16 protein-coding genes are annotated in these 23,454 nt (G+C 43.4%); 7 read left to right on the top strand and 9 right to left on the bottom strand.

Translation table 11 applies throughout. The features are described 5' to 3' along the window. The first annotated feature begins 154 nt into the window (after window positions 1-154). Both H6F66_RS18900 and H6F66_RS18895 read left to right on the top strand, forming a co-directional pair. Window positions 155-1,921 carry a mechanosensitive ion channel gene (locus H6F66_RS18900; RefSeq protein ID WP_190424152.1) on the top strand — a complete coding sequence of 589 codons (1,767 nt, stop codon included), beginning with the start codon at window positions 155-157 and terminating at the stop codon, window positions 1,919-1,921. A 106-nt stretch (window positions 1,922-2,027) separates the two neighbouring features. Then, window positions 2,028-2,318, top strand: a complete 291-nt coding sequence (locus H6F66_RS18895) for a hypothetical protein (protein ID WP_190424150.1) — start codon at window positions 2,028-2,030, stop codon at window positions 2,316-2,318. A 423-nt stretch (window positions 2,319-2,741) separates the two neighbouring features. Here H6F66_RS18895 and H6F66_RS18890 read toward each other — a convergent pair whose 3' ends face one another. After that, window positions 2,742-3,479 carry a tetratricopeptide repeat protein gene (locus tag H6F66_RS18890; protein WP_190424148.1) on the bottom strand — a complete coding sequence of 246 codons (738 nt, stop codon included), beginning with the start codon at window positions 3,477-3,479 and terminating at the stop codon, window positions 2,742-2,744. A 46-nt stretch (window positions 3,480-3,525) separates the two neighbouring features. Next, the gene (locus tag H6F66_RS18885; protein WP_190424477.1) at window positions 3,526-5,025 is read right to left on the bottom strand and encodes a multicopper oxidase domain-containing protein; all 1,500 of its coding nucleotides are present in this window, start codon (window positions 5,023-5,025) and stop codon (window positions 3,526-3,528) included. Between the two features lie 308 nt (window positions 5,026-5,333). Between H6F66_RS18885 and H6F66_RS18880 the strand changes: the two genes are divergently transcribed. Further along, the gene (locus H6F66_RS18880) at window positions 5,334-7,733 is read left to right on the top strand and encodes an NACHT domain-containing NTPase (protein WP_190424145.1); all 2,400 of its coding nucleotides are present in this window, start codon (window positions 5,334-5,336) and stop codon (window positions 7,731-7,733) included. A 343-nt stretch (window positions 7,734-8,076) separates the two neighbouring features. Next, window positions 8,077-10,239 carry a cytochrome c peroxidase gene (locus H6F66_RS18875; protein WP_190424143.1) on the top strand — a complete coding sequence of 721 codons (2,163 nt, stop codon included), beginning with the start codon at window positions 8,077-8,079 and terminating at the stop codon, window positions 10,237-10,239. A 546-nt stretch (window positions 10,240-10,785) separates the two neighbouring features. Here H6F66_RS18875 and H6F66_RS18870 read toward each other — a convergent pair. Then, window positions 10,786-11,502 carry an SAM-dependent methyltransferase gene (locus H6F66_RS18870; protein WP_190424141.1) on the bottom strand — a complete coding sequence of 239 codons (717 nt, stop codon included), beginning with the start codon at window positions 11,500-11,502 and terminating at the stop codon, window positions 10,786-10,788. A 394-nt stretch (window positions 11,503-11,896) separates the two neighbouring features. Here H6F66_RS18870 and H6F66_RS18865 point away from each other — a divergent pair, with 394 nt between their 5' ends. From H6F66_RS18865 to H6F66_RS18855, 3 genes are all read left to right on the top strand, one after another. Continuing rightward, complete coding sequence (locus H6F66_RS18865; protein WP_190424139.1) at window positions 11,897-12,520, top strand: class I SAM-dependent methyltransferase; 624 nt, start codon at window positions 11,897-11,899, stop codon at window positions 12,518-12,520. A gap of 166 nt (window positions 12,521-12,686) precedes the next feature. Next, window positions 12,687-13,700, top strand: coding sequence for an SDR family oxidoreductase (locus H6F66_RS18860; protein WP_190424137.1), 1,014 nt, complete (start codon window positions 12,687-12,689; stop codon window positions 13,698-13,700). Window positions 13,701-13,901: 201 nt separating this feature from the next. Beyond that, entirely contained in the window at window positions 13,902-14,198 is a 297-nt protein-coding gene (locus H6F66_RS18855) for a hypothetical protein (RefSeq protein ID WP_190424135.1), read from the top strand. Window positions 14,199-14,245: 47 nt separating this feature from the next. Here the strand turns inward: H6F66_RS18855 and H6F66_RS18850 are convergent, their stop codons facing one another. From H6F66_RS18850 to pap, 6 genes are all read right to left on the bottom strand, one after another. Further along, entirely contained in the window at window positions 14,246-15,010 is a 765-nt protein-coding gene (locus H6F66_RS18850) for a superoxide dismutase (protein WP_190424133.1), read from the bottom strand. Between the two features lie 112 nt (window positions 15,011-15,122). Continuing rightward, window positions 15,123-17,447 carry a TonB-dependent receptor gene (locus H6F66_RS18845; protein ID WP_199295490.1) on the bottom strand — a complete coding sequence of 775 codons (2,325 nt, stop codon included), beginning with the start codon at window positions 17,445-17,447 and terminating at the stop codon, window positions 15,123-15,125. Window positions 17,448-17,631: 184 nt separating this feature from the next. Then, window positions 17,632-17,961, bottom strand: a complete 330-nt coding sequence (gene petJ / locus H6F66_RS18840) for a cytochrome c6 PetJ (protein WP_190424132.1) — start codon at window positions 17,959-17,961, stop codon at window positions 17,632-17,634. A 133-nt stretch (window positions 17,962-18,094) separates the two neighbouring features. After that, window positions 18,095-19,843 (bottom strand): ABC transporter ATP-binding protein, encoded by a 1,749-nt coding sequence (locus H6F66_RS18835; RefSeq protein ID WP_190424473.1) that lies wholly within the window; start codon window positions 19,841-19,843, stop codon window positions 18,095-18,097. 136 nt (window positions 19,844-19,979) lie between these two features. Further along, window positions 19,980-21,026, bottom strand: a complete 1,047-nt coding sequence (locus H6F66_RS18830; RefSeq protein ID WP_190424130.1) for a YdcF family protein — start codon at window positions 21,024-21,026, stop codon at window positions 19,980-19,982. Window positions 21,027-21,190: 164 nt separating this feature from the next. Continuing rightward, window positions 21,191-22,681, bottom strand: a complete 1,491-nt coding sequence (pap, locus tag H6F66_RS18825; protein ID WP_190424128.1) for a polyphosphate:AMP phosphotransferase — start codon at window positions 22,679-22,681, stop codon at window positions 21,191-21,193. Between the last annotated feature and the right edge of the window lie 773 nt (window positions 22,682-23,454).

Genomic DNA, 23,454 nt, shown 5'->3' with positions numbered 1-23,454 from the left:
TAACTTATATCTATCTCATCCTGTGTTAAATGGTTCTTTACGAACCAAGCAGCAATCAGAGAATTTATCAGTGTATCGGATAATTCTCAGCTATTCCTGCTAAACGTAGTAAATTATCGTACATTTGCCTGATCCGAGGTTAACCAAAGACACCATGAATGGAACTTGGCAAGGAATTACACAAACTCTTTGGCTCGATCTGCCAGTCAAGTTAAATGGATTGTTGGCACAGGTTACACCAGTACCTGTGGATGAACCAGCACCAGCCAGAGGGTTTTCGTTTGATAGTATTTTCGCCAATCTTGGCCTGAATCTGGGCAGTTCCCTAGTGGATCTGCTCAAAGCGATCTTGACGCTAGTGGTGGGCTTGATCGTGGCTTCACTGGTGGCGGCGGCGGTAAGAGGACTGTTGAACCGCACCAACATCGATAATCGCATCGCCAGTTGGGTAACTGGTCGTCAAGGGGCTGACGCACCACCTGTCGAGAAATGGGTCTCTAGTCTGGTGTTTTGGCTAATTATGCTCTTTGCCATAGTTGCCTTTTTACAGACCTTGAGGCTAACAGCGGTTGCAGGCCCCCTCAACACTTTGTTAGAGCAAGTAACCCAGTTCCTGCCTAAGTTGGTAAGTGCAGCGATTCTGGTGGGGGTAGCTTGGTTGCTGGCAACTCTGGCAAAGCTAGTAGTGACGCGAGGGCTGCGGGCGCTGCGAATAGATGAACGTTTGGGCGAGCAAGTGGGGGGAACGAGCAGGGGAAATCTGGGTGATCCCGCAGTGGAGACTCCCAGGACAAATCCGTATGCTCTCAGCGACACCCTCGCCAACGCCTTGTACTGGTTCATCTTCTTGCTGTTTCTGCCGCTGGTTTTGGATGCCCTACAGCTACAGCAGGCACTCGGCCCAGTTAACAATCTGCTAAATCAGATTCTGGGGGCAATACCAAATATCCTGACGGCTGTAATTATTGGTGCAGCGGGATGGTTGTTGGCTCAGGTGGTACGGCGGATTGTGACAAATTTGTTGGCAGCAGCTGGGGCAGACAGGTTGGGTGCTAGGTTTGGGATTTCGCGGGCTACTGGTGGGCAGTCGCTTTCCTGGCTAATTGGGACAGTTGTCTTCGTTTTAATTTTAATTCCGACAGCGATCGCAGCCCTAAATGCTTTGGGAATTGCGGCGATTTCAGTTCCAGCGATCGCGATGTTGACGCAGATTCTCAACGCGATCCCGTTAATTTTTACCGCTGGGTTGATTTTAGCGATCGCTTACGTAATTGGACACTTTGTCTCCGAGTTAGTTACCAATATCCTCACCAGTATTGGGTTCAACAACATTTTCTACTGGCTGGGAATACAACCAAGGCCCTTAACCCGTAGATCAAGCGGGGTTCTGCCTCCCGCAGTTGAGGGACAAACGCCTCCAGCTGGACAAGCAACTGTACTTCAGCAACCAACAACGACTACTACCACCCGCACACCGTCGGAAATCGTCGGTATTGTGGCGCTGGTTGGGATCATGCTGTTTGCTACTCTTGCTGCTGTCCAGGTCTTGAATATTCCGGCGCTGACAGCACTGGTGGGTGGCATTATCGTAATTCTGGGGCGCATTCTGGCAGGGTTGGTGGTATTTGCCATTGGTTTGTATTTGGCAAATCTAGCCTTTAACCTAATTAACAGTTCCGGCAATCCCCAAGCACGGATACTGGCACAGGCGGCTCGGATTGCGATTATCGCTCTTGTTTCAGCGATGGCGCTGCAACAGATGGGAATTGCCAGCGATATTGTCAATTTAGCTTTTGGTTTGTTGCTAGGAGCTATTGCAGTAGCGATCGCGCTTGCCTTTGGTTTAGGTGGTCGCGAGATTGCTGCTGGGCAAGTTCGAGAATGGTTGGGCGCGTTTAAAGATAAACAACCGCCCAGGTAGATTCTAACTACACCTAGAGACGCGATATATCGCGTCTCTACAATGCACTATTTAAAATAATATATTGACTTAGAATATAAATAATATATCTCTCTAAAACAGTTCTATGTTAAAAACATTTGTTATTACAACATCTTTAGCCTTTAGCTTAATTTTATTGACAAATAAAGCAACTTTTAGTAGTCCACAGCCTCAAAGAACTCCATCCTCAAACCTAATTAAGCATGATGTTAATGAGCCAGTGTGCTACCTAAGAACTTCCGATGGTAGAACTCTGGATCTTAGTAGCTTATGTGGGACAAGACCTGAAAATATAGCTATTCGTAAATATCCCAGTCCGTACAATACTACAGCCATCAAAAAATTTGACGATGACCTTTATGGCAAAGGAAATTAAAAGGAAGAACAAGAGCAGCGCTGGTAACTCGCTAGTTATATCCAACTGGGAGCATCCCGTTTTTGCCAATATAAGCCCACAGGCTATAGCAGTCCTAAATAATTCGTGAAGGCAAGATACCCGACTTCTCACAGAAGTCGGGTATCTGAAGGGCTGGCATCTTACAAGTCAAATAGGATCGTTATAGAAGCTTGGAGCTAGAAGAACGAGCCTGCCTTCGCAAACGCTTTATATTAGCCTACGAAGGCAGGCTTTGTTTGTTTAGCCGCGACTTTAGCCGTCGGACATTTTTAGTCCCTATCAAATTCTGTTGATTACTCATAATGAAAGAACCCCACCCCGCAAGCCAAGCGGGGAGACTGAGCCGCAGGCAATGGTGGGGTAGGGTTCCGAGAAATAGTGGGTAATCAACCGGATTTGATATTACTGATTAATTGCTGTCTCTTCCCTATCAACATTGGCTGGGTTAGTAGAGAGTTGGGCTGCTGTTTGATAGTCTTGATTTGCACCGTTGCTATCTCCTAGCTTGGCACGAACATCACCCCGATAAGTGTAGGCGCTGGCATAATTCGGATTCCACCGAATTGCTTGAGTAAAGTCCTCAACCGCTCCTTGATGGTCGCCAAGTTTGTAGCGGATTTCCCCCCGATTAAAGTAGCCAATCCATTCTTCAGGATAAATTTGAATTGCTTGAGTAAAGTCCTCAATGGCTCCCTGAAGATCGCCTAGATGAGCGCGAACTTCTCCCCGGCTATTGTAGAGGTGAGTAAAGGTGGGATTTAACCGAATTGCCTGGGTAAAGTCCTCAATCGCTGCCTGATGGTCGTGTATTTGATTGCGACTATTAGCGCGATTGATATATGCCGTTTCATGAGTAGGATCTAACCGAATCGCCTCGGTAAAGTCCGCGATCGCGCCTTGATAGTCCTTTGCTTGAACCTTCTCCAGACCCCGGTTATAAAATTTCTCAGCATCGATCTGGGTTGCCGATTTTTCAGGCAGGGGCAATTTAGTTTTTGGTGATGACGAATGGTCGTGCGATCCCCCAGGTGATGACGAATGGTCGTGCGATCCCCCAGGCATTGCATAACTAGGCGGAACTAGCCCTCCCAATGCAGTAGCTATAACTATGGTAGCGATCGCTTTTTCAAAAAAGTGCATTGCTTCTATTTTGAGTTCTTTGATTGGTTTATTCAGGTATTGAATGCTACAGCGCCGGTGCCGGGAGATTCTTCGCTGGTGCTGTAGTAATTGGATCTGCCCCACCTTGACCCACTTGGAACTGACCCATCATGTCGTGGTCTTCGTGAACCGAATTATGGCAGTGAGTCATGTACTTACCCGTGTGAGGGCCAAACTTCCCAATCACACGTACTGACTCGTTTTCGCCAACATAAAAGACATCCTTCCAGCCTTTCTCATAGGCGAAAGGCGGCTTACCGTTACGGTCAAGAATTTGGGCATCAATAAGATGAAGGTGTATAGGATGAAACCAGCCCCCACTGTTGTTGTATAGACGCCAAATTTCGACATCGCCTACTTGTGGATTAGCATCGTCTCGGTTTCTATCCCACGTCTTGCCATTGATTACCCACAGCCCATTAGTACGCTCATATCTAAATTCGCGGGTTCGCACAGCCGAAGATGCGGAAATGGGCTGTACATACCGCAGAGTGCTGGGAATAGAGCTATCATCAGTTTCTCGGCGCACCACATCAAAACGCATGATTTGGCCGGTTCCGTCGTAGTCGTCGTTATTGGGAAGTCCGAGATTTTGCAGAACTATTTTGGTTCCTACGGGGTACTTGGAAAAGTCGATAATAACTTCGTAGCGTTCTGCCATGCCAAGCCGCATATTTTTAACCCTAGCAGGCGCGCTCATCAGCCCAGCATCAGTGCCAATTACAACCAAATCATCGCCCGTGCTTAGTGCCAGTTTGTAAGAACGTGAAATCGACCCATTTAAAATTCGGAAGCGATACTTGCGGTTTGCCACCTCCATGCGCGGCCAAGGCACACCATTAACTACGATAATGTCGCCCATTTGACTGTCCTCGCCTTGGTCGTCAAATATCAACCTGCCATCACTCCCAAACTGCTTATCCTGAATGATTAGCGGCACATCGTAGTCGCCCTTAGGGAGGGGTAAACCTAGTTCAACGTCATCTTGAACTATATACAGTCCCGCCAACCCCATGTATACGTTCCGAGCAGTTTCATGAACTGCATGGTCGTGATACCAAAGTGTAGCGGCGCGGTTATTAGGATAGATATAGTCCTTATATTGTCCCGGATAAGTCAAATCCTCAGCATAGCCATCGTACTGCGGTAGGGATGCCATCCCGTGTAAATGTACTGAGGTTTCTGTACCGACATCATTGATAAAGCGGACAACAGATTGCCTATCTTTGCGTTGTTTGATCGTCGGGCCAGGACTTATACCGTTATAACCCCAGACCTGGGTTGATTTCCCAGGTAAAATTCCTGCCTGTCCCTTTCGCATTGTGATTTGGTAGTAATCTGTAGTCGAGTCACTGCGTACAGGATTAAGAACCGGAGGAACGCGGAAGGGAAGCGAAAAAGGCGTTACCCTCGGACTACCGGCATCTCCCGCGAAGCTACGACCTTGGAGTCCTATAGGCAGTAAGAGGGAGCCTCCTGCTAGCGCTCCCAGTTTTAACATCTCTCGTCTACTGATTCTTTTCATCATGTTCTTTTGGTAGTGTTCTCCTGACTGAAGCAAACCTGATAAATATACTGACTATAGAGGTGCGTAAAACTACCTATATCAGCTAAACTATGCTAGTATTTGCTTGGCAAACCTAGTAATCTCACAGAAACGAAAATCTCTTCTTCGTGGAACTTACTAAGTAGTTTCACAGTCTTATTCCAGCTTTGCAGCCGGATGTTAAAGAACAGGTATGAGTAGAGGTACGAAAGGCTGTATAAGTTGTGTAAACTTATGTAAAAGTTATGTAAACTCATGTAAATGGCGTATAAATACGGGTTTATGGGATGACGGGAAGAGTAGGGCGATCGCTTCAGGCATCGACCCAAGGTCTTGAAAAAGCAAAAAAAGCTTTAATTCGCGATTCCTTATCGCAGAATGCTTTAGCAAAAGAGTTACTAATCACTCGTCAGACGGTTAGCAAATTTTTTAGAGGTGAGCGAGTAGATCGGCAGTATTTTGTGCAGATTTGCGAAAAGCTAGGGCTAGAGTGGGAAGACATAGTGGCTAAGCCAAGCGTCGCCCTTGAACCTCAGACAGATAAGCTTGAGCAAAATGCTTCTCCTATTGACCTTATAGTGCAGGAATTGCGCCAGAAGGGAAGCGCCAACATTCAACAAAAATGCGGGACGATGCGAGTCTTAGATATGTCCCAACCGATTAATTTGAATAACATTTATACTAGCGTCAACGTATTAGAAAAAATCTCTGGGCGCAGACGGCTAGAAATTGCTAATCTAATAAAAATTTGTGTTCCAGAAGACTTTGATCGTCCAGGCTTTGGCAAAGTTTGCGAAGAACGAGTTTCAGGGATAAAAGCTGTCGAAAAATATTCAAAACTGCTGGTTCTGGGAAAACCCGGAGCCGGAAAAACTACTTTTTTAAAGCACTTAGCAATTCAGTGCAACTTAGGGATAATTCAAGCTGATAAAATCCCAGTCTTTATCAGCTTGAAAAACTTTGCCGAAGCGAAAACTAAACCTAATTTATTGGAAAGCCTCACGCAACAAGTTTCCGGCTTTTTAATTGATGACGAGGAACTAATTGAAAAATTATTAATTCAAGGTAATTTTTTTATTTTACTCGATGGACTGGATGAAGTTAGAGAAAAGGACAGTAATAGGATTTTTAAAGAAATTATTTATTTGTCCGAACATTTTTATGCAAACAGTTTTGTTATTACCTGTAGGCTGGCAGCGAAAGAATATACATTTGAACAGTTTACAGAGGTAGAAATTGCTGATTTTGACGATCAACAAATTTTTACATTCGCTAAACATTGGTTTCAGCATAAATCTCCATCAAAAGCTGAATTATTTATCCAAAACATCAAAGCAAACCAGGCAATTAAAGAACTAGCTACAAATCCATTGCTTTTAACAATGCTATGCTTGGTTTTTGAAGAATTAGACAAATTTCCCTCAAATTACTTAGAACTGTACAAAGAAGGAGTGGATATTCTGCTGAAACACTGGGATGCTAAGCGAAATATTGAACGAGATAAAATATACAAAAATCTATCATTACAGTCCAAGGAAGATTTACTAAGCAAAATCGCCCTAATTACTTTTAAACGTGGAGAATACTTTTTTAAACCAAAAGAAATAAAGCAACACATAACGGATTACATTCGGAATTTACCCGGAGCCAATACTGCTCCTGAAGCATTACAACTCGACAGCGAAGCAGTTTTAAAATCTATTGAAGCGCAACACGGGCTACTGGTAGAGCGTGCTAAAGGAATTTACTCTTTTTCTCACCTAACATTTCACGAATATTTTACTGCTAGAGCGATTGCTGATAATTTGGAGAAAATAAATTCAGAAAATACTTGGGAGTTTTTAGGAGAAAAAATCACTTATAAAAGTTGGCGGGAAGTTTTTTTGCTAACAGTCGGTATGTTGTCAAGTGCAGACAAGCTATTGCTGTTCATGAAACAAAAGATTGATGAACTCATCGCTCAAGATCAGGATTTACAAAAATTCCTAACTTGGGTAAACAGAAAGTCTTGTGCAGTCTCTTCAAACTTCAAACCAGTAATTGTTCGAGCATTTTATCTTGACCTTGACCTTGCCCGCGCTTATGGCGTTATTTGTGGTAGTCTTGACCTTGCTCGTGGCTTCGACAAGACCCTTACTCGCGCCCTTAGTCCTGACCTTACCCTTGACCTAGCTCTTGACCGCGTTCTTGCTCTTAACTTTACGCTTGACCTAGCTCTTGATCCTGACCGCGTCCATGCTGATGTGTTTAAGCGTGCGATTAATCATGCTACTGCTATTGATTTTGGACTTGAAGGAAACAAAGATTCTGATAAAGTAGTTTCGCCAACATCATTAAGTGAATCGCTAGAGCAACTAAACAAGCAATTACCTCACTTTGATAAAGATAGAGAACAATTTAGAGCTTGGTGGAAAGATAACGGTGGGGCTTGGATTGAAAAATTAAGAGCTATGATAGTTTATTATCGCGATATAGGACATCATTGGCAGTTTAGTAATCAGCAAAAAGAAATGCTGAAGAAATACTATGAGGCTAATCAGTTGCTGGTGCATTGCCTAAATAGTGATTGTTATGTAACTCAGAAAGCGCGGCAGGAAATTGAAGAGACGATGTTGCTGCCGATTGTAGAGATTGAGCAATATAAAAATTCTTTTTTGGAACAGCGACTTCAGTCAAGATTAGTATAAACATGATAATACGGCATTCATTGGGTAAGCAAATAATTTTTCAGGGGAAATGCAGTCTACTTAAAGTAGAATGACTTATAATAAAAAAAATAGACAATATAGCTTATTTTTTAAGATAAAAAATATATATTATTACAGACATATTGGATATTTAGTTGTCAGTCTTAATAATGCTCAAGTGGCGGGATAAAAAATGTCACAGGGCTGTATTTAATAGCAATTATTTTGAGTATTTTGTAAAAGATTAGATATATTTTATAGATAGAAAAAAATCTCGGTTTGAAAACAGCGAGGAGCATTACTGGGCTGGGGTTACTATCTGAAATTATGACAGTTGAGGAAAATGAAAAAAAGAATAAAAAACCTGGCGTTTTTTGTGATCGCGTTTATAGCCGGACTTAACCGACTTGGATCGAGGTTGTCAAAGAAAATTAAAAAAAGCATGGTAATGGTAGCGATCGCTGCCGTTATTGTCTTAGCTGGACATACCGTAGCGGCGCAGGTATCGCCACCTGAACAGTCCCTAGCTTCGCTCAAAAGTGTACCGATCCCAGAGCCGGACAATCTGGGACAATTTGTTAAGGATAAAACAGCTGCGATCGCACTCGGAAAAACTCTTTTTTGGGATATGCAGGTAGGAAGCGATGGACTCCAGTCCTGTGCTAGCTGCCACTTCCATGCGGGAGCTGACAACAGAGCAAAAAATCAGCTTCACCCAGGGCCATCGACAAATTTCACTTCCGGAACAGGGCCTAATTACACGCTGAAGCCGGAAGATTACCCATTCCACAAGCTGCAAAACCCAAATGATCGTTCCTCGACCGTTCTAGCCGACAATAACGATATTACTGGTTCTCAGGGTGTCGATCTTACCAAATTCAACGACATCATTCCCGGTAGTGCGGTAGACAATGTAACCGTGCAACCAGATCCAGTTTTCAATGTCAACGGCATCAACGTCCGTCAGGTAACAGGTCGCAACACACCCAGTACAATTAATGCGGTGTTCAACTTCCGCAACTTCTGGGATGGAAGGGCGCAGAATGACTTTAACGGCGTCAATCCCTTCGGGTCGAGAGACAAAAATGCCTTTCTTTATAAAGTAGCCACAAAACAGTCTTCGCTACAGCAAGTGAAAGTCAGCCTTAAGAATTCCTCTCTAGCATCGCAGGCGGTAGGCCCGCCACTCAGCGATGTTGAGGAATCTGGTACTGGTCGTGTTTTCCCCGATGTTGGTCAGAAGTTTAATAGAGTCAAGACCAAGAAGCTTCCTAGAGAAACTGGTAAAAAGCTAAAGTTCTTACCTCCCCTGGCAAAGCAACTTGTGCATCCTGAAGACAGCGTTCTCGGTAAATATAGCAACTGGCCGCAACCAGGTTTGAAGCAGAAGACCTACGAAACTATGGTTAAAGAAGCCTTTAAGCCAGAGTGGTGGGACTCTCAGCAGATTATCAAAGTTGGTACTGACGGTAGCCGGATCTTCAAACAACCGCAGGGAGCTTTAGCTACCGACGAGTTCACGTTGATGGATTACAACTTCTCGCTGTTCATGGGACTTTCCATTCAGCTGTATGAGTCAACTCTAGTTTCCGATAATACGCCTTTCGACCAATACATGGAAGGAAATAGCAATGCTTTAACTTCCCAGCAGAAACTAGGGAAACAGCTGTTTGAGGGTAAAGCTAAGTGCGTTAATTGTCACGGTGGAGCCGAGTTCACCAACGCTTCTGTAAGAAACGTGCGAAACGAACGACTCGAACGTATGGTTATGGGCGATAACGGTGTTGCTGTTTATGACAACGGCTTTTACAACATTGGTGTTAGACCTACCCAGGAAGATTTAGGCGTGGGCGGTAAAGATCCGTTTGGCAATCCGCTTTCAGAATCGCGACTGGCGCAGAATGGAAAGTTCAACGATCCCAATCTGAGTCCGCCTATTAGTGCGACTGAAAGAGTGGCTGTCGATGGAGCTTTTAAAACACCAGGACTGCGGAATGTAGCACTTACTGCTCCTTACCTCCATAATGGTGGGCAACTGACTCTGCGGCAGGTAGTGGATTTTTACAATCGGGGTGGAGATTTCCACGAAACTAATATCCAAAACTTAGACCCAGACATCGAGAACTTGGGGCTGAGCGAATCGGAAAAAGATGCGCTAGTGGCTTTCATGAACGGTCTAACTGATGCGAGAGTTCGCAATCAGAGCGCACCTTTTGACCATCCACAGTTGTTTATTCCTAACGGTCATCCGGGGGATCAAAACTCTGTTACTAATGACGGTTCTGGGAAAGCAACGACTGCTTTGTTGGAACTCCCAGCTGTTGGGCGTAATGGTGGTAGTCCTCTAGCAAGTTTTCTGGAAAATTCTGCTCCCGCGGCTGCCCAAAGTCCGACTCCCGTTCAACCAACTTCTAATCCGCTTGAGGGGAGTATAACTCAGCAAGACTGTCCTCCTAACTCTACTCTGCAATTTGTAGCTGGAGGCTATGTTTGCATAAGTAATTAAACTATCTGTGAGGATTCCTGCTAAAGGTGCAGAGGTTAAGGTAGTAGATGCCCAGTTTCGTTGAGAAACTGGGTTTTTTGTTTAATAATGTGATAAGTAGGTAGGCGGGAAAAACTATCACTATTTAACGAAACATTAAATAAGGTGATCAAAGTTAAATCTAACACCTTGTGTACGGTAGTTTTTTCTTTTTCCTCTAACTTATAGTCCATAAATTACGGCGTAGGCAAATTCTAACTTATTGCCAAACATTTCCCTTCCTAATTCATCTTTGTTTAATGTGCTGCACTCTAATTAAATAGATGTATTATCTGTATTTACTTATTTTTATATAGTTTGATTTTTTCGCGCCGAGGTTCCTCAACCCAAAAAATCGTAGGGTTTATATTTTTAACTCTAACTGAACCTAATTCCAGCTTAAACTTACTGGATATAAAATATAGCAATTCCTTTATTAACTATAGACTTTCCTGCTTCCGAGACGTTATATAACGTCTCGGAGCAATGACAGGTTCGCCCAAATCTCTACACCGATTTGTATGTAGTTCACAAAGCTGTTAATAACTGAAGTAAGTCAGTAGATAAATCTACCGCATTCTTCTGCTGCTTTGTAAATAGAACTCCAGCCAAAAGATAGATATTTGACGAGTAAAAAGCCAAATTACTTTTTTGCATCTCAGCAATCCAATTTTTTACCTTTGGTTCAGAACTGTAATAGCCAAACTTTAGGGGAGAAACAATGAAATTAGAAACCGAGTAATCTATTGATCTGGCATAATTAATCAAACCTATTGGATTTGAATAACTAGAAGCCATGACTAATACATTTGTGTAACCTAGCTCTAAAAGCTTTTTAGTTACAGTTATTCCATCAATCCCTCCATGTAGCAGAGGTTGATAAATGTTGTTATCTAATGCAGGTAAGTAGGGCGGATTGGATATTAAAAATTCCGCTTTTGGTTGGGAAGCATCAAACAAGCATTTATTGTGTATTTTATAGTGTTGGCTAACTTTATATTTATCAATTTTTGCTTGCGCCGCTTCACTAGCCAACCTATTTAGTTCAAATCCATGTATGACTCCCTCAAAGTTTGTTCTCAGCAATGCCTGAATAACCGGACTTCCGTCTCCGGAACCAAATTCAACAATTGACTCTGACCCAAGACAATTATTTAAAACTAATGTTTCTATGGAGTGTGCATAAAAGTTAGATTCTTCTGGGCAGAAGAAGATATCTTTCAACGGCTTGGATGAGAGGAGCATTTAAGTATTTATTAAGTAAACAACTATTACAAAATCTAAGATGTTAAGAGTGATACTGCCATCTATCGCTCGGATTATACCTAAAGGCATTACCATTACTTATACTTTTAATGTAAATTTGCTATAAGGGTATTAATTAAATTGAGCTAATATAAATTTTAAATTATATTTAAATAAAAAAATATTCAAATAAAAGTTGCAAATTTTTTGGACAATATTTCAGCAACTTAGTATTTCAGGAAATCAGTATAATTTATTTTTTTAATATGAATTAAATACTTTTTGCTTTGATTTTAGTGGGTATTCTGATGAAAATATTCTATACCTACTGCCTAAATTAGGCCCAAAAATGCAATAATACCAGCATAATTACCCTAACCAAAAAGGTGTTTTTATGGGCAATAAGGACAGAAATCAAGAAATTGCGGAAGTTTATCGTAGTCTTTTCATTCAACACGGAGCCTCAGCGCATGGGGTTCGTTGGGATGACGAATTCCAGCAGATGGTAAGGCTGAAAATATTGTTAGAAATTGCGGATATATCAAATACAAAAATTCTTGACTTTGGCTGCGGCTATGGTCAGATGCTCAACTATCTAAAGCAGCAGAACATCAATGTGGACTACACGGGAATAGACCTAGTTGATGAATATCTGGCATTTGGTCGGCAAAACTATCCTGAAGCCAGATTTTGCCAGCAGCAAGACATCGAAAACGAAACTTTTGATTACATTTTTTTGAGCGGTTTGTTTACAGCTGACAGAGGCGACGATTGCCGAAAATTTTGGCAAGATACAATTTGCTGGTGCTTTTCAAGAGCCAGCAAGGGAATTGCCTTTAATATGTGGTCTAAATATGCCGAGTTCCATATGGAAAAACGTTATTACGAAGATCCGGGTGAAGTCTTCCGGTTTGTCAAGCAGCTGGATATTCGCTGCAACCTGACGATTCGCAACGACTACATCACGCCGGAAGATCGTTTCTCGCCCCACGATTTTACAGTGTATTTACAAAAGTGAGTAATTGCCTAGTGCTATTGGTATAGATCCCTACCTGTCAACCTTAAGACTGATGTAGCCGGGTTTATACTGAATTAATTTACTTAATAAAAGTACACAATTTAGAAAAATGCAATTCACCTGTAAGAGGTGAAGGGTTTTTCATGAGCAAATTTAAGGAGTAGCAATGCAATTGAAGGCAATAAGTGAGCAAGTTGTCGCCGTAGTTGGGGCGAGCAGCGGTATTGGGCGGGAAACAGCTTTGCAATTTGCCAAACGGGGCGCAAAACTGGTAGTCTCGGCTCGCAGTGAGTCTGGGCTAAAGTCCTTGGTGGAAGAGATTAAGAGCTTTGGCGGTGACGCAACATTTGTAATTGCTGATGTCAGCGATTTTGAGCAGGTAAAAGCGATCGCAGACTATACCGTCTCACATTATGGGCGACTCGATACTTGGGTGCATTGTCCAGCCACCGCCGTCTTTGCCACCTTCGACAACACAACACCGGAAGAGTTTAAGCGTGTCATCGATGTTAGCCTGATGGGGCAAGTATACGGCGCAATGGCCGCACTACCCCATCTGAAACGCGAGGGACGGGGAGCGCTGATCCACGTCTCCTCAGTGGAGGGCAGGCGAGCTTTACCATACCAGAGTTCCTACTCCTCTGCAAAGCACGGTGTTGAGGGCTTTCTGGAAGCTTTGCGCGTTGAGCTGGAACACGAGAAATACCCTATCAGCGTCACGAGTATTAAGCCATCAGTCATCAACACGCCTTTCTACAACAACGGTCGTACCAAGTTAGGCGTGAAGCCAACGGGGATACCGCCCTACTACGATGCTAGTATTGTCGCCGATGCCATCCTCTACACTGCCGAAAACCCAACTCGTGACTTCATCGTGGGCGATGTCGGCAAGATATTAGATGTGCTTCAGCGTCTCTCGCCCGGATTAGTGGATCAAATTTTGCTGCTAGTCGGCTTCCAGTTTCAGAAAACCAACGAGCCAAAGTCTGAAGACGCGCCTGATAATCTCTACGAACCTATCCCAGCTCACGACAAAGTGGAGGGAGATTTTGGCAACCTAGAGATACCAACCTTCACAGACTGGCTGGATAAAAATCCGCCGCTCAAGTGGGGCGCTTTGGCAGCGGCGGCTTTAGGAGTCGCAGCAGTATTAGGGTGGCATCCAGGGAATGATGTTTAAAGAAAGTCGCGGTAGCAGTCACTAAATTTCTCCCCAGACACATAGCAATTTAATACCCGCGAAAGAGTAAACCTCGATACTAACTGGGCTACTGTCATAAAAAGAAACATCACAATTTGACGAAAAAACAGTTTGTAGCCGCAACATATTCTTTGCCTACAGACTGCCCTCAAATTTAAAAAAAAGTAGGAGCAAAAATCCATGAGCGACGGACAAAATCCAGTGCTACCAGAAGAGCCAAAAGAAGCTGAACCTGGAAGAGGTGCGCCGGGAGATAATCATGCTGGCGTTCAAATGGCACAAAACCCATTTGTTAATGCCCCGGATGCCATAATTCCTTCTAACAATGACATCGAACTCAATAAACATCAAATTGAGGCTTTCCACGAGCAAGAAGAAGGTACCGGCTTAGATACTACTGGTGGCTATGTTATTGATGAGGCAGGTAAAATTGACAACTTTGCAATTGAGCCTCCAATGTATATAGAAGAAAAGTAGAATTGTCTAACAATAGGGTGCGTTAAAAGCTTAACGCACCCAAGCGATTAAGCCGAAGCTCTCTCAAAGCGTTTATTCACTTCATTCCAATTAACTACATTCCACCAAGCATTTAAATAATCAGCCCGCTTGTTTTGATATTTCAAATAATAAGCGTGTTCCCAAACATCATTACCCATAATGGGATACATTCCTTCCATCAAAGGACTATCCTGATTCGCCGTACTTACAACTTGCAATTTACCATCTTTGCCCCTCACTAACCAAGCCCAACCACTGCCAAAGCGTTTACTACCCGCTTCGTTGAATTGCTTTTTGAAAGCATCAAAACTGCCAAAGGTTTGATTAATCGCATCGGCAATTTTTCCGGTTGGCGCTCCACCCGCATTCGGTGCCATGATTTCCCAGAACATTGTATGATTCACATGACCGCCGCCGTTGTTGCGAACTGTTGTACGAATATCCTCTGGTATGCTGTTAAGATTGCTAATTAATTCTTCAGCGCTTTTGCCTTGAAGCTGCGGATATTTATTCACCGCTTCATTCAGGTTTTTTACATAGGCGGCATGGTGTTTATCGTGGTGGAATTGCATCGTCGCTGCATCAATGTGGGGTTCCAGAGCTTTGTAGTCATAAGGTAAAGGCGGCAGGGTAAAAGTATCTTTTGTTTGAGCCGTTGGAGACGCTGGAGCCTGCGTTGCATTGCTTTCTTGAGTGCTTTGAGCTGAGCAAGCAGATGGGAAGGCTCCTATGGCAACTGCGCCCGTGGTGGCACCTAACAGAAATAGGAACTTACGACGATTTAGAGCCATAATTGTGTAAAAATTGAGAGTTTTTTAGGTCTTTGATTCAAATTTACAACAATTTGCTGTCTGAAGTACCTCTATTTCAAGATTTTATATGATAAGTAGATATTTCCTAAGCTTAAAACGTAGACTGTACACCGATGCGGAAAGTTAAACCAGGTTGATAAATTCGATTGGATTTTTCGTAACTCACATCTGCTAAATTTTCTAGATAAACTATTAAACCCAAGTTTCTAGTAACTGGAATTCTACCGCTTAAATCTAAATTCAGGTAAGGTGGCGAGAAATCTCTTGGATCCTCACCAGCATTATTAAAGAAGGCTCTACGTGCGCCACTGTAGTAACTCGCATATAGATTAATCTGCCACCCGCCAGAGTTATAACCTACACCTAATTGACCTACAGAGTAGGGAATCAAGCCTAATTGTAAGCCTTTTTCTACACCTGTCTCTATTCGTGCATCTGTATAAGTGTAATTAACAAAGGTTGACCACTCACGATTTATTTGCCATTTAATTGCTGCTTCTAAACCATTGGTGTTTACCAAACCAATATTAGCCCATCTACCGGCTATAATCCCCAATCTGTCATTTAAACTACTACCGAAATACGTAAACTGTCCTGTCAAATTTCTAGAGAAATTAATATCTACTCCAGCCGTCCAAGATGAGCCTGTTTCCGGATTCAAATCCGGATTAGGCAACCAGTTATGAACTGTGTCGAAAATATACAATTGATCTAATCCAGGATTGCGCTGTACAGATGCCCAACTACCGCGTAGAGCAATGGCTGGAGTTATATGCCAACGTACCCCCGCAGTGGGGTTTAAATAACTACCAAATTCACTATCAAAATTTTGCCGTATTCCTAAATCTGTTTGTAATGTATCGGTGATATTCCAAGTATTTAAAGCAAATATGGCTGTATGCAATCTATCTCTATTTTCAGTTTCATTCAAAGCGCTTCGACTAGGGACTGTACTGAAAGAATCACCAGTTAAATAGCTATTTTTTACATCTAATCCCCAAATTAGTTTGTTACTAGGAGATGTTTGCCACTGATGTTCTATTCTCCCTGTAACTGCTTGGGAATCTAAGGTGCCAGTACGATAAAATATGTTTTGGGTTGGGCCATAGGTGTTGAAGTAATCTCGGTTGTAGCCTAAAGTAGTCCTGAGTACAGAATCTTTGTTTCCTCCTAATAAACTTCTCCAAGATAAACCTACATTTAAGACATCATGATCTAGTCTGTCTCTTTGTAAAGGGAAACCAAAATAAAGTAGGCCGCGACGACTGCTAATTGCATAAGCGTCTAAGCTGAGAGTGTTTCTAGAATCCAAATCTAGTGCGATACCACCAAAGTAATTGCTAGTATTTTGATCTCCATTAAATAAAAGACCTTCTGCGTCACGATTTGCTGCACCTTCAGGAACAGGATAACGGTTATCTGCCTCGTATTTTTCATATCCAAGGTTGAATCTTAAATTCCCAGCAGAACCGCCATAGCTGACGCGATAGTTAGATTGATTGTAAGAGCCATATTGGACTGTAGCATTAAGTCTGGGAACTTCTTGAGCTTGTTTTGTGACAATATTAACGACCCCTCCAAAAGCTTCTGAACCGTACAAGGTGGTACTGGTGCCGCTGGATAATTCCACTCGTTCAATTGACTCTACCGGAATGCTATTCAGGTCAGTAGTGCCATGATAAGTATTAATATTATTACCAATTGGTCTACCATTTAGTAGGAATACAGACTGATTAATGGAGTGTCCTCGGTAGTAAGTTCCTGTGTGAATATCTGCGCCATAACCAGCATCGTTGATGGCAAATCCTGGTAATCCTTTCAATATTTCCGCTGCACTATTTGAGCCTTGTTTTTGAATTTCTTCTTCGTCAATTTCGTATACTGGTGTAGACTGAGGAAGATTGTTTTCTTCGGTATCGTTGGTTATTACCCGTTCTGGCAACTCATTTTTATCAGTTTGAAGTGGAGGCTGATTTGCTGTTTCAGTGGTTTCTTCGTTTGAAGCTGTGGTCTCTGGGGTAGTGGTAAAGCTGAAAACAAAATTTTTATTATTCTGCTTTATTTGTCCTTTCGGTACGCCATTACTTCCAGTTACGACTACTCGGATACTGTTAGCATCTAGGGGAGTAACTGATACTAATTTAACTTGGTTAGTAGGGTTGGAAATGCTAAAGCGATCGCTATCTCGTAAACGCAATTTTGCATTAATAATATCCGCTACAAAAGTTTCTCCATAGCTGGATGTTAACACTTGAGAAAATGTGCCACTTTTGGTTTCTAAAATAACCTCAATGCCGCTAGATATTGGCTGAATTTTAACGCCAGTTACTTGCGTAACCTCAGCATGAATCGGTGCTACCGATAATACTATAGCTCCGGCTATTGACAGTCCATTAAATAATAGCTGTTTTTTCACAATGTATCCTCACACAAAAACACCATAAATAATTTGGGGCAGGTTTAAAAGTAAGAAGTTGCTAACTCCTTACTTCTAACTTTGGTAGCAATGCTAAGTAAGACAGGCAGGAGAGCTTTTTGCAGGAATCTCGCCTGCGCTACAAACGGAAAAATATTTCACAATTCCTGCAAGGATTGCTATATTACATCCAGCCTTTTTCCGTCTCTAGAACGTAAGCTGCTACGTCTTCTATCTGTTTGTTGTTTAAGCGACCTTTAAAAGCAGGCATGGCATTTTTGCCATTCTCAACCTGGGTGACAATAGCCTCCATTGAATTCATGTTGTACTTCTGTAAAGCCTCTTTCTGTAGAGTTTTGGCAGCAGCAACAACATTGCGTCCTCCCTGATGACAGGCGGCACAATTAGCACTAAAAATTTTCGCTCCGCTAGCCGCGTCTGCTGCGAAAGCAGGACTAGCGAAGGCGATAATAAATGCGATCGCTATAACTATGACTGAAAATAATTTTCTCAAGCTGCTCCTCCTCACTCGGCGCGTGCCAAAGCACTGATCCCATATTTTTGAGGAGAGCGGCTTGCTATGTCAAAAGACAGGTTGTCATACTTCGAGATGAACCTACAATTATTCTGCGAGCAAATTGCTGCCCTTAGCTCAGGACTTCCTTTAGCTCGTGCTGGCTCCAAAGTGAGCGGTAAAGTCCAGTTTGTTGCAAAAGTTGGGTATGAGTACCAGACTGAACAATTTCACCTTTTTCCATTACAAAAATTCGGTTAGCAGTGGCAGCAGCAGATAATTGATGGGAGATAAAAATAACAGTTTTGCGCTGGATACCTTCAGAAAGATTTCTCAAAATGGCGGTAGCTGTTTGATTATCTACGCTAGAAAGTGCGTCATCCAAAATTAGAATTGGCGCATCTATTAACAAAGCACGAGCAAGCGCAGTCCGCTGTCTTTGTCCCCCAGAAAGGGTGATGCCGCGCTCTCCGACAATCGTTTCGTATTGTTGGGGGAAGTTAATAATTTCCTGATCGATTTGTGCTTGCTTGGCAGCATATTCAATTTCTGACTGTTCAGCTAAGGGATTGCCGTAGCGAATGTTGTTTTTGATGGTGGCGCTGAAGAGAAAGCTGTCTTGGGGAACATAAGCGATCGCACCCCGCAAATCTTGTAATTTCAACTTGGTGATATCATAGCGATCCAGAAATAAAGTATCCCTATTGATATCCAACAGGCGGGGTATGGCATTTGCCAGCGTCGATTTTCCAGAACCAATGGAACCGACAATCGCCACAGTTTCCCCAGGTTCAATTTTAAAGTTGATATTATTCAGGGCTGGTGTCGTGGCTCCCGGATAGGTATAAGTGAGGTGACTAGCCTTGAGTTGACCTCTGACTTCTTCCTGTGGCAATGCGATCGCATCTGGAGCATCTTTAACTTTTGCTTCTGCCATTAAAATTGACTCAATGCGGTCGATACTAACTTCACCCCGTTGGTAAGCGGTAATCGTAAATCCTAGTAAAGCTGTGGGGAAAACTAATCGCTCAGCATAGAGAATTAGTACCAGAAAGTCCCCAATTGTAATCGCACCAGCAACAATTGACCTAGATCCCAGCCATAGCAAGAGCAATATGCTGATAAAAGCTAGACCTTGAATGAAGGGAAACAAGGTATTTCGCGTTTTCGCCAGTTGCAGATTTGCTTGCAAAAGACGGTCGTTCAGCCTTCCGAAGGCGCGACGCTCGTTTTCTTCTTGGGCATAGATTTTAATCAGGGCGATACCACTCATATCTTCCTGAATCAATTCGCTGATGCTGGATAATTCCTCTTGCAAAACCAGCTGTTCGTTACGCAGGCGATCGCTAAACATCTGCACAATAATCAGCATAAACGGGTAAACTGCGATCGCTACCAGAGTCAACCGCAAATCTATCGACATCATCACTGGCAAAGTTAGCGCATAAGCAAAAATCGTATTTGCTAGACTCAAAACTGCAAACCCCAACAACCGCCGGATATTCTCCACATCACTTGTCGCCCTGCTAATCAAATCTCCAGCAGTGTTAATGGAAAAATAAGCCGGTTCCAGAGTCAGCAGATGCTGAAAAATCTTTTGCTTCAGGTCAAATTCTACCTGTCGCCCCAGTCCAAACAGCAGGATACGCGACACCATTCGCACCACCCACATCACCGAAGCCAGCAGCAAAATTAGCACCACAAAGTGCTTGATTTGATCGAAATCAAACGCTAGGCGAAGTTCGTCAATACTATCCCGAATCAGCAACGGGATATACACGCCCAGTCCATTGACAACAAACAGGGCGATGATGCCTAGAGTAGCCGTCCGCCAGTGCGGACGCATATAAGCGCCTAATTTTTGCAGCCGTGAGTGAGCCATGTTAGTCGTTAGTCCGTTGTCCGTTGTCCGTAAACAATGGCTAATTGCAATCTTGTTTACTGCCATTAGCCATTAGCCATTAGCCATTAGCGCGTGACTAATGACTACTTTAAAGTAATTGCTGATACAGCTGCTTCTACAACAAGAGTGGTGTTAACCAGCCGCGTAAGAAGTAATAGATTGAACTGAGAAACTCTTCCACAATGCGAGTTGTGATCGTCAGCGCTTCCACACTGGGAAGAAAATCTGAGACTTGCAAGCGTCGCACGGGTGTCGCCCCACCTTGAAACGTATAAAAATCTGTAGGCCTGGGAATAATCGTGATACCCAGATTAGAAAACGTCAGATTAGCGCGACGGATATTTAAGGCGGAGGAGACAAGAATAACGCGGCGCGACCTAATACCGCGCTGTCTTAAAATTTCCTCAACCCTTTCAGCACTGGTGCGGAGGTCAACACCTCTGGGTTCTACAATAATTCGGTCTGACGGCACATCCAACCGACGCAGCACCGTGGCAATATCGTTACCCTCATTAATAGTATTTGTATCTCCTTCGAGGTCAGGTCTTGGCCCAGCGCTGACAACTATCAGAGGGTCATTTCCTCGGTTTCGCTGTTCCTGGTAAAGTTGAGCAGCATAGAGAATGCGATCGCCTGTATCAGTCAGCTGAATTTGTGTACGATACGGCAGGTTAGCTTGCGTAGTTCCCCGCCCTAGCACCACAATCGCCCCAGCAGTTTCAGCACCCGCAGGTGTCACGTCAACCGGACAATTGACTTGACAAATTGCCGCCCTTCGTTGCTCTGATAAAATCGCCTCTTGTTCCGCTTGCTGCGCCAGCCAATATGCAAAAATTGGCAAACTAGAAATCAGCAAAATCAAGAACGCTGCCCTAAATTGCCTTACGGCCATGTTTGATACAGCATTCTTGTTTATCCCTCCCAGTCCCAGCAACAAAAGGAAAATCGCCGCGCCTACTGGCTTAAGCGGAAACGAGAGAATATTCCATGCAGCTGAGACAACCCTATAGTTGGGATTGTAAAACGACAGCAGGATGACGAGAAATATAATTACTCCGCCAAACCAAGCCAGATATTGCTTGGGAATCCATCTCGTCAGCAAATTGTAGACAATTATGCTAACCAACAGCCAGAGCAGAACCCGCGTTAGTAGTAGAAACATAGGCGGTATTGGGTAATGGGTAATAGGTAATGGCTAAATGGTAATAGGTAATGGGGACTGGAGAATGGGGGTATGGGACTAAAGGCTGGGGAATAAGGACTAGGTAAGGCTTTTTCCCAATTCCCAATTCCCTAATCCCCAAATTCCCAATCCCCAACCCCTTTCTATCTGCGTTTCAGCTGTGAGTGAATCGCCTCTGCCACCGACTGAATTACCTTAACACGGGCATAGTATTTATCATTCGCAGCAATAATCGTCCAAGGAGCGTTAGGGGTGCTGGTGCGTTGAATCGCTTGATTTACTGCCACTTCATACAAAGACCATTTTTCCCGATTTCGCCAATCTTCATCGGTGAGTTTATATTGCTTAAACGAGTCATTCTGGCGATCGCAAAACCGTTTGAGTTGTTCTTCTGGACTAAGATGCAGCCAGAACTTAACCAAAACGTAGCCAGCACTGGTAAGCTGAGCTTCAAACTCATTGATTTCCTGATAGGCTCTGTGCCATTCCCGTTCTGTAGCAAAGCCTTCGACACGCTCCACTAGCACTCGTCCGTACCAGCTGCGGTCAAAAATGCCAATCGTCCCGGCTGTGGGCAACCAGCGCCAGAAGCGCCATAAGTAGTGATGGGCTTTTTCCTCATCTGTGGGTGCGGCGAAGGGATGAACAATGTAACTGCGAGGGTCTAGTGCATCAGTTAAGCGTTTGATGGCTCCACCTTTACCCGCAGCGTCCCAGCCTTCAAACAGAACCAACACTGGCACTTGAGCTTCGTGAATCTTCATCTGGAGTTTACGCATCTCGACTTGTTCGTGGCGTAACTGCTGTTTGTACTCATCCTTTGAGAGGCAGAGATTCAGATCGACGCGGGCTAATAAGTTTGGTTCTGCTGGGTTAAGGTGTTCTTGCGGCGGTAATGCTGGGATTACTGGTGCCTGAATGTGCAGTCTGTCGAGTGCTTCTGTAAGGGTAGCTGCCATTTGGGTCAGGACTTTTACCCTGCTAAAGCGTTGACAGTTGCCTTCTACTAATGTCCAAGGTGCGGGGCCAGTGCTGGTTTGGACAAGCATTTCCTCGGCATAATTAATATACTGGTCGTAGCGTTTTTCTTGCTGCCAGTCTTCCGGTCGCACTCGCCAAGCTTCTAAGGGATCTGCTGCATATTTTTTCAGTCGGTGCTTTAACTCTTTGCGACCCAGATGAATCCAGAATTTAGCGATCGCACTTCCATCATCCACCAACTGGCGCTCAAAGGCGTTAATCTGCGATATCACTGTTGGGATTTCCCCGGAAGATACCCGTTCAAATAGCCTGTCTTCTAAAACGCGAGTGTACCAGCTGTGATAGAAAATCCCGATGCTACCCTTGCTTGGTAGTTTCTGCCAAAAACGCCACAAAAACGGGTATTGTTGCTCTTGCTCGTTGGGAGGCCAAATCGGGTGAACGGTAAAGCCTCGCGGGTCCATGTAGTTTACCATTTTCTTCACCAAGGAACCCTTACCCGCTGCTGCCCAACCTTCCAGCACTACAATCATCGGTAATTTTTTTTCCCAGCAGGATTTTTGGAGCGATCGCAGCGATCGCATCAAAGTCTCCATCTGAGACTTATAAGTGCTTTTATCCAGGGAACGTTCCAGATCCAGAGTGTCTAACATGGCGTTTAATGGGTACCAACTGTACTTTCCTCGTCCCTAGGCTGCGGCCTAGGAACCCAATTCTGGGAGGGTCAGCCTCCCCTAATCTGTACAAAGCTTACGCTAAGACGATTAGTATTCCCTATAGCAATCTTATTTGCGTATAAAACTTATAAAATAATTGTACTAATAAAATAATATTAGCTTATACTCATGAACAACTTCTTAGTTATTAGAAGCTGCTATAAACTGCCGATATTAGTTAAAAAAATTACCGAAGTTTAACCCCTGTTTTAGGACACGGTTAGTAAAAAAAGCGAGAAGAGAACTCGATTTTTTAAAGACAGAATTAAGCTGAAATTGAGGCAAGACGCATAATTGTGTTTTGTGTAGATGAGTGTCATTTACTCGGAGATGATCTATGTGGATAGGGTTCGGCTGCTTCGCCACTCACAAAATTTTTTCTTACAAACAGTCGTTTGTAAAACACGTAAATGAGTTGTGTTAGATATGTTTTTTTTCGGGAACTCTAAGTAAAAGTGATAGATAAAAACTAGGAGCCATATACTTGCAGGTACTGCAAGCCAATCCTCAGAGTGGAGATTTATTGAGACGGAGTTTTTGGGTTTAAAAGGTGAAGCTGGGGAACAGCGAGTTTAGGATCGGCTCCATCAAACTTTTAGAGGATGTTTTAAAAGTCGGTTAGATAGCAAAAAAGCTCACTCAGTGTAAGCTGCGAATATGTAGTACACAGCACTGAGAGAGCGTTATGAGTAAAGCTTACCCCAGTAATT

This window comes from Trichocoleus sp. FACHB-6 (genome assembly GCF_014695815.1).
Lineage (GTDB): Bacteria > Cyanobacteriota > Cyanobacteriia > Cyanobacteriales > FACHB-T130 > Funiculus > Funiculus sociatus.
This window is presented reverse-complemented; position numbering and strand designations above follow the sequence as displayed.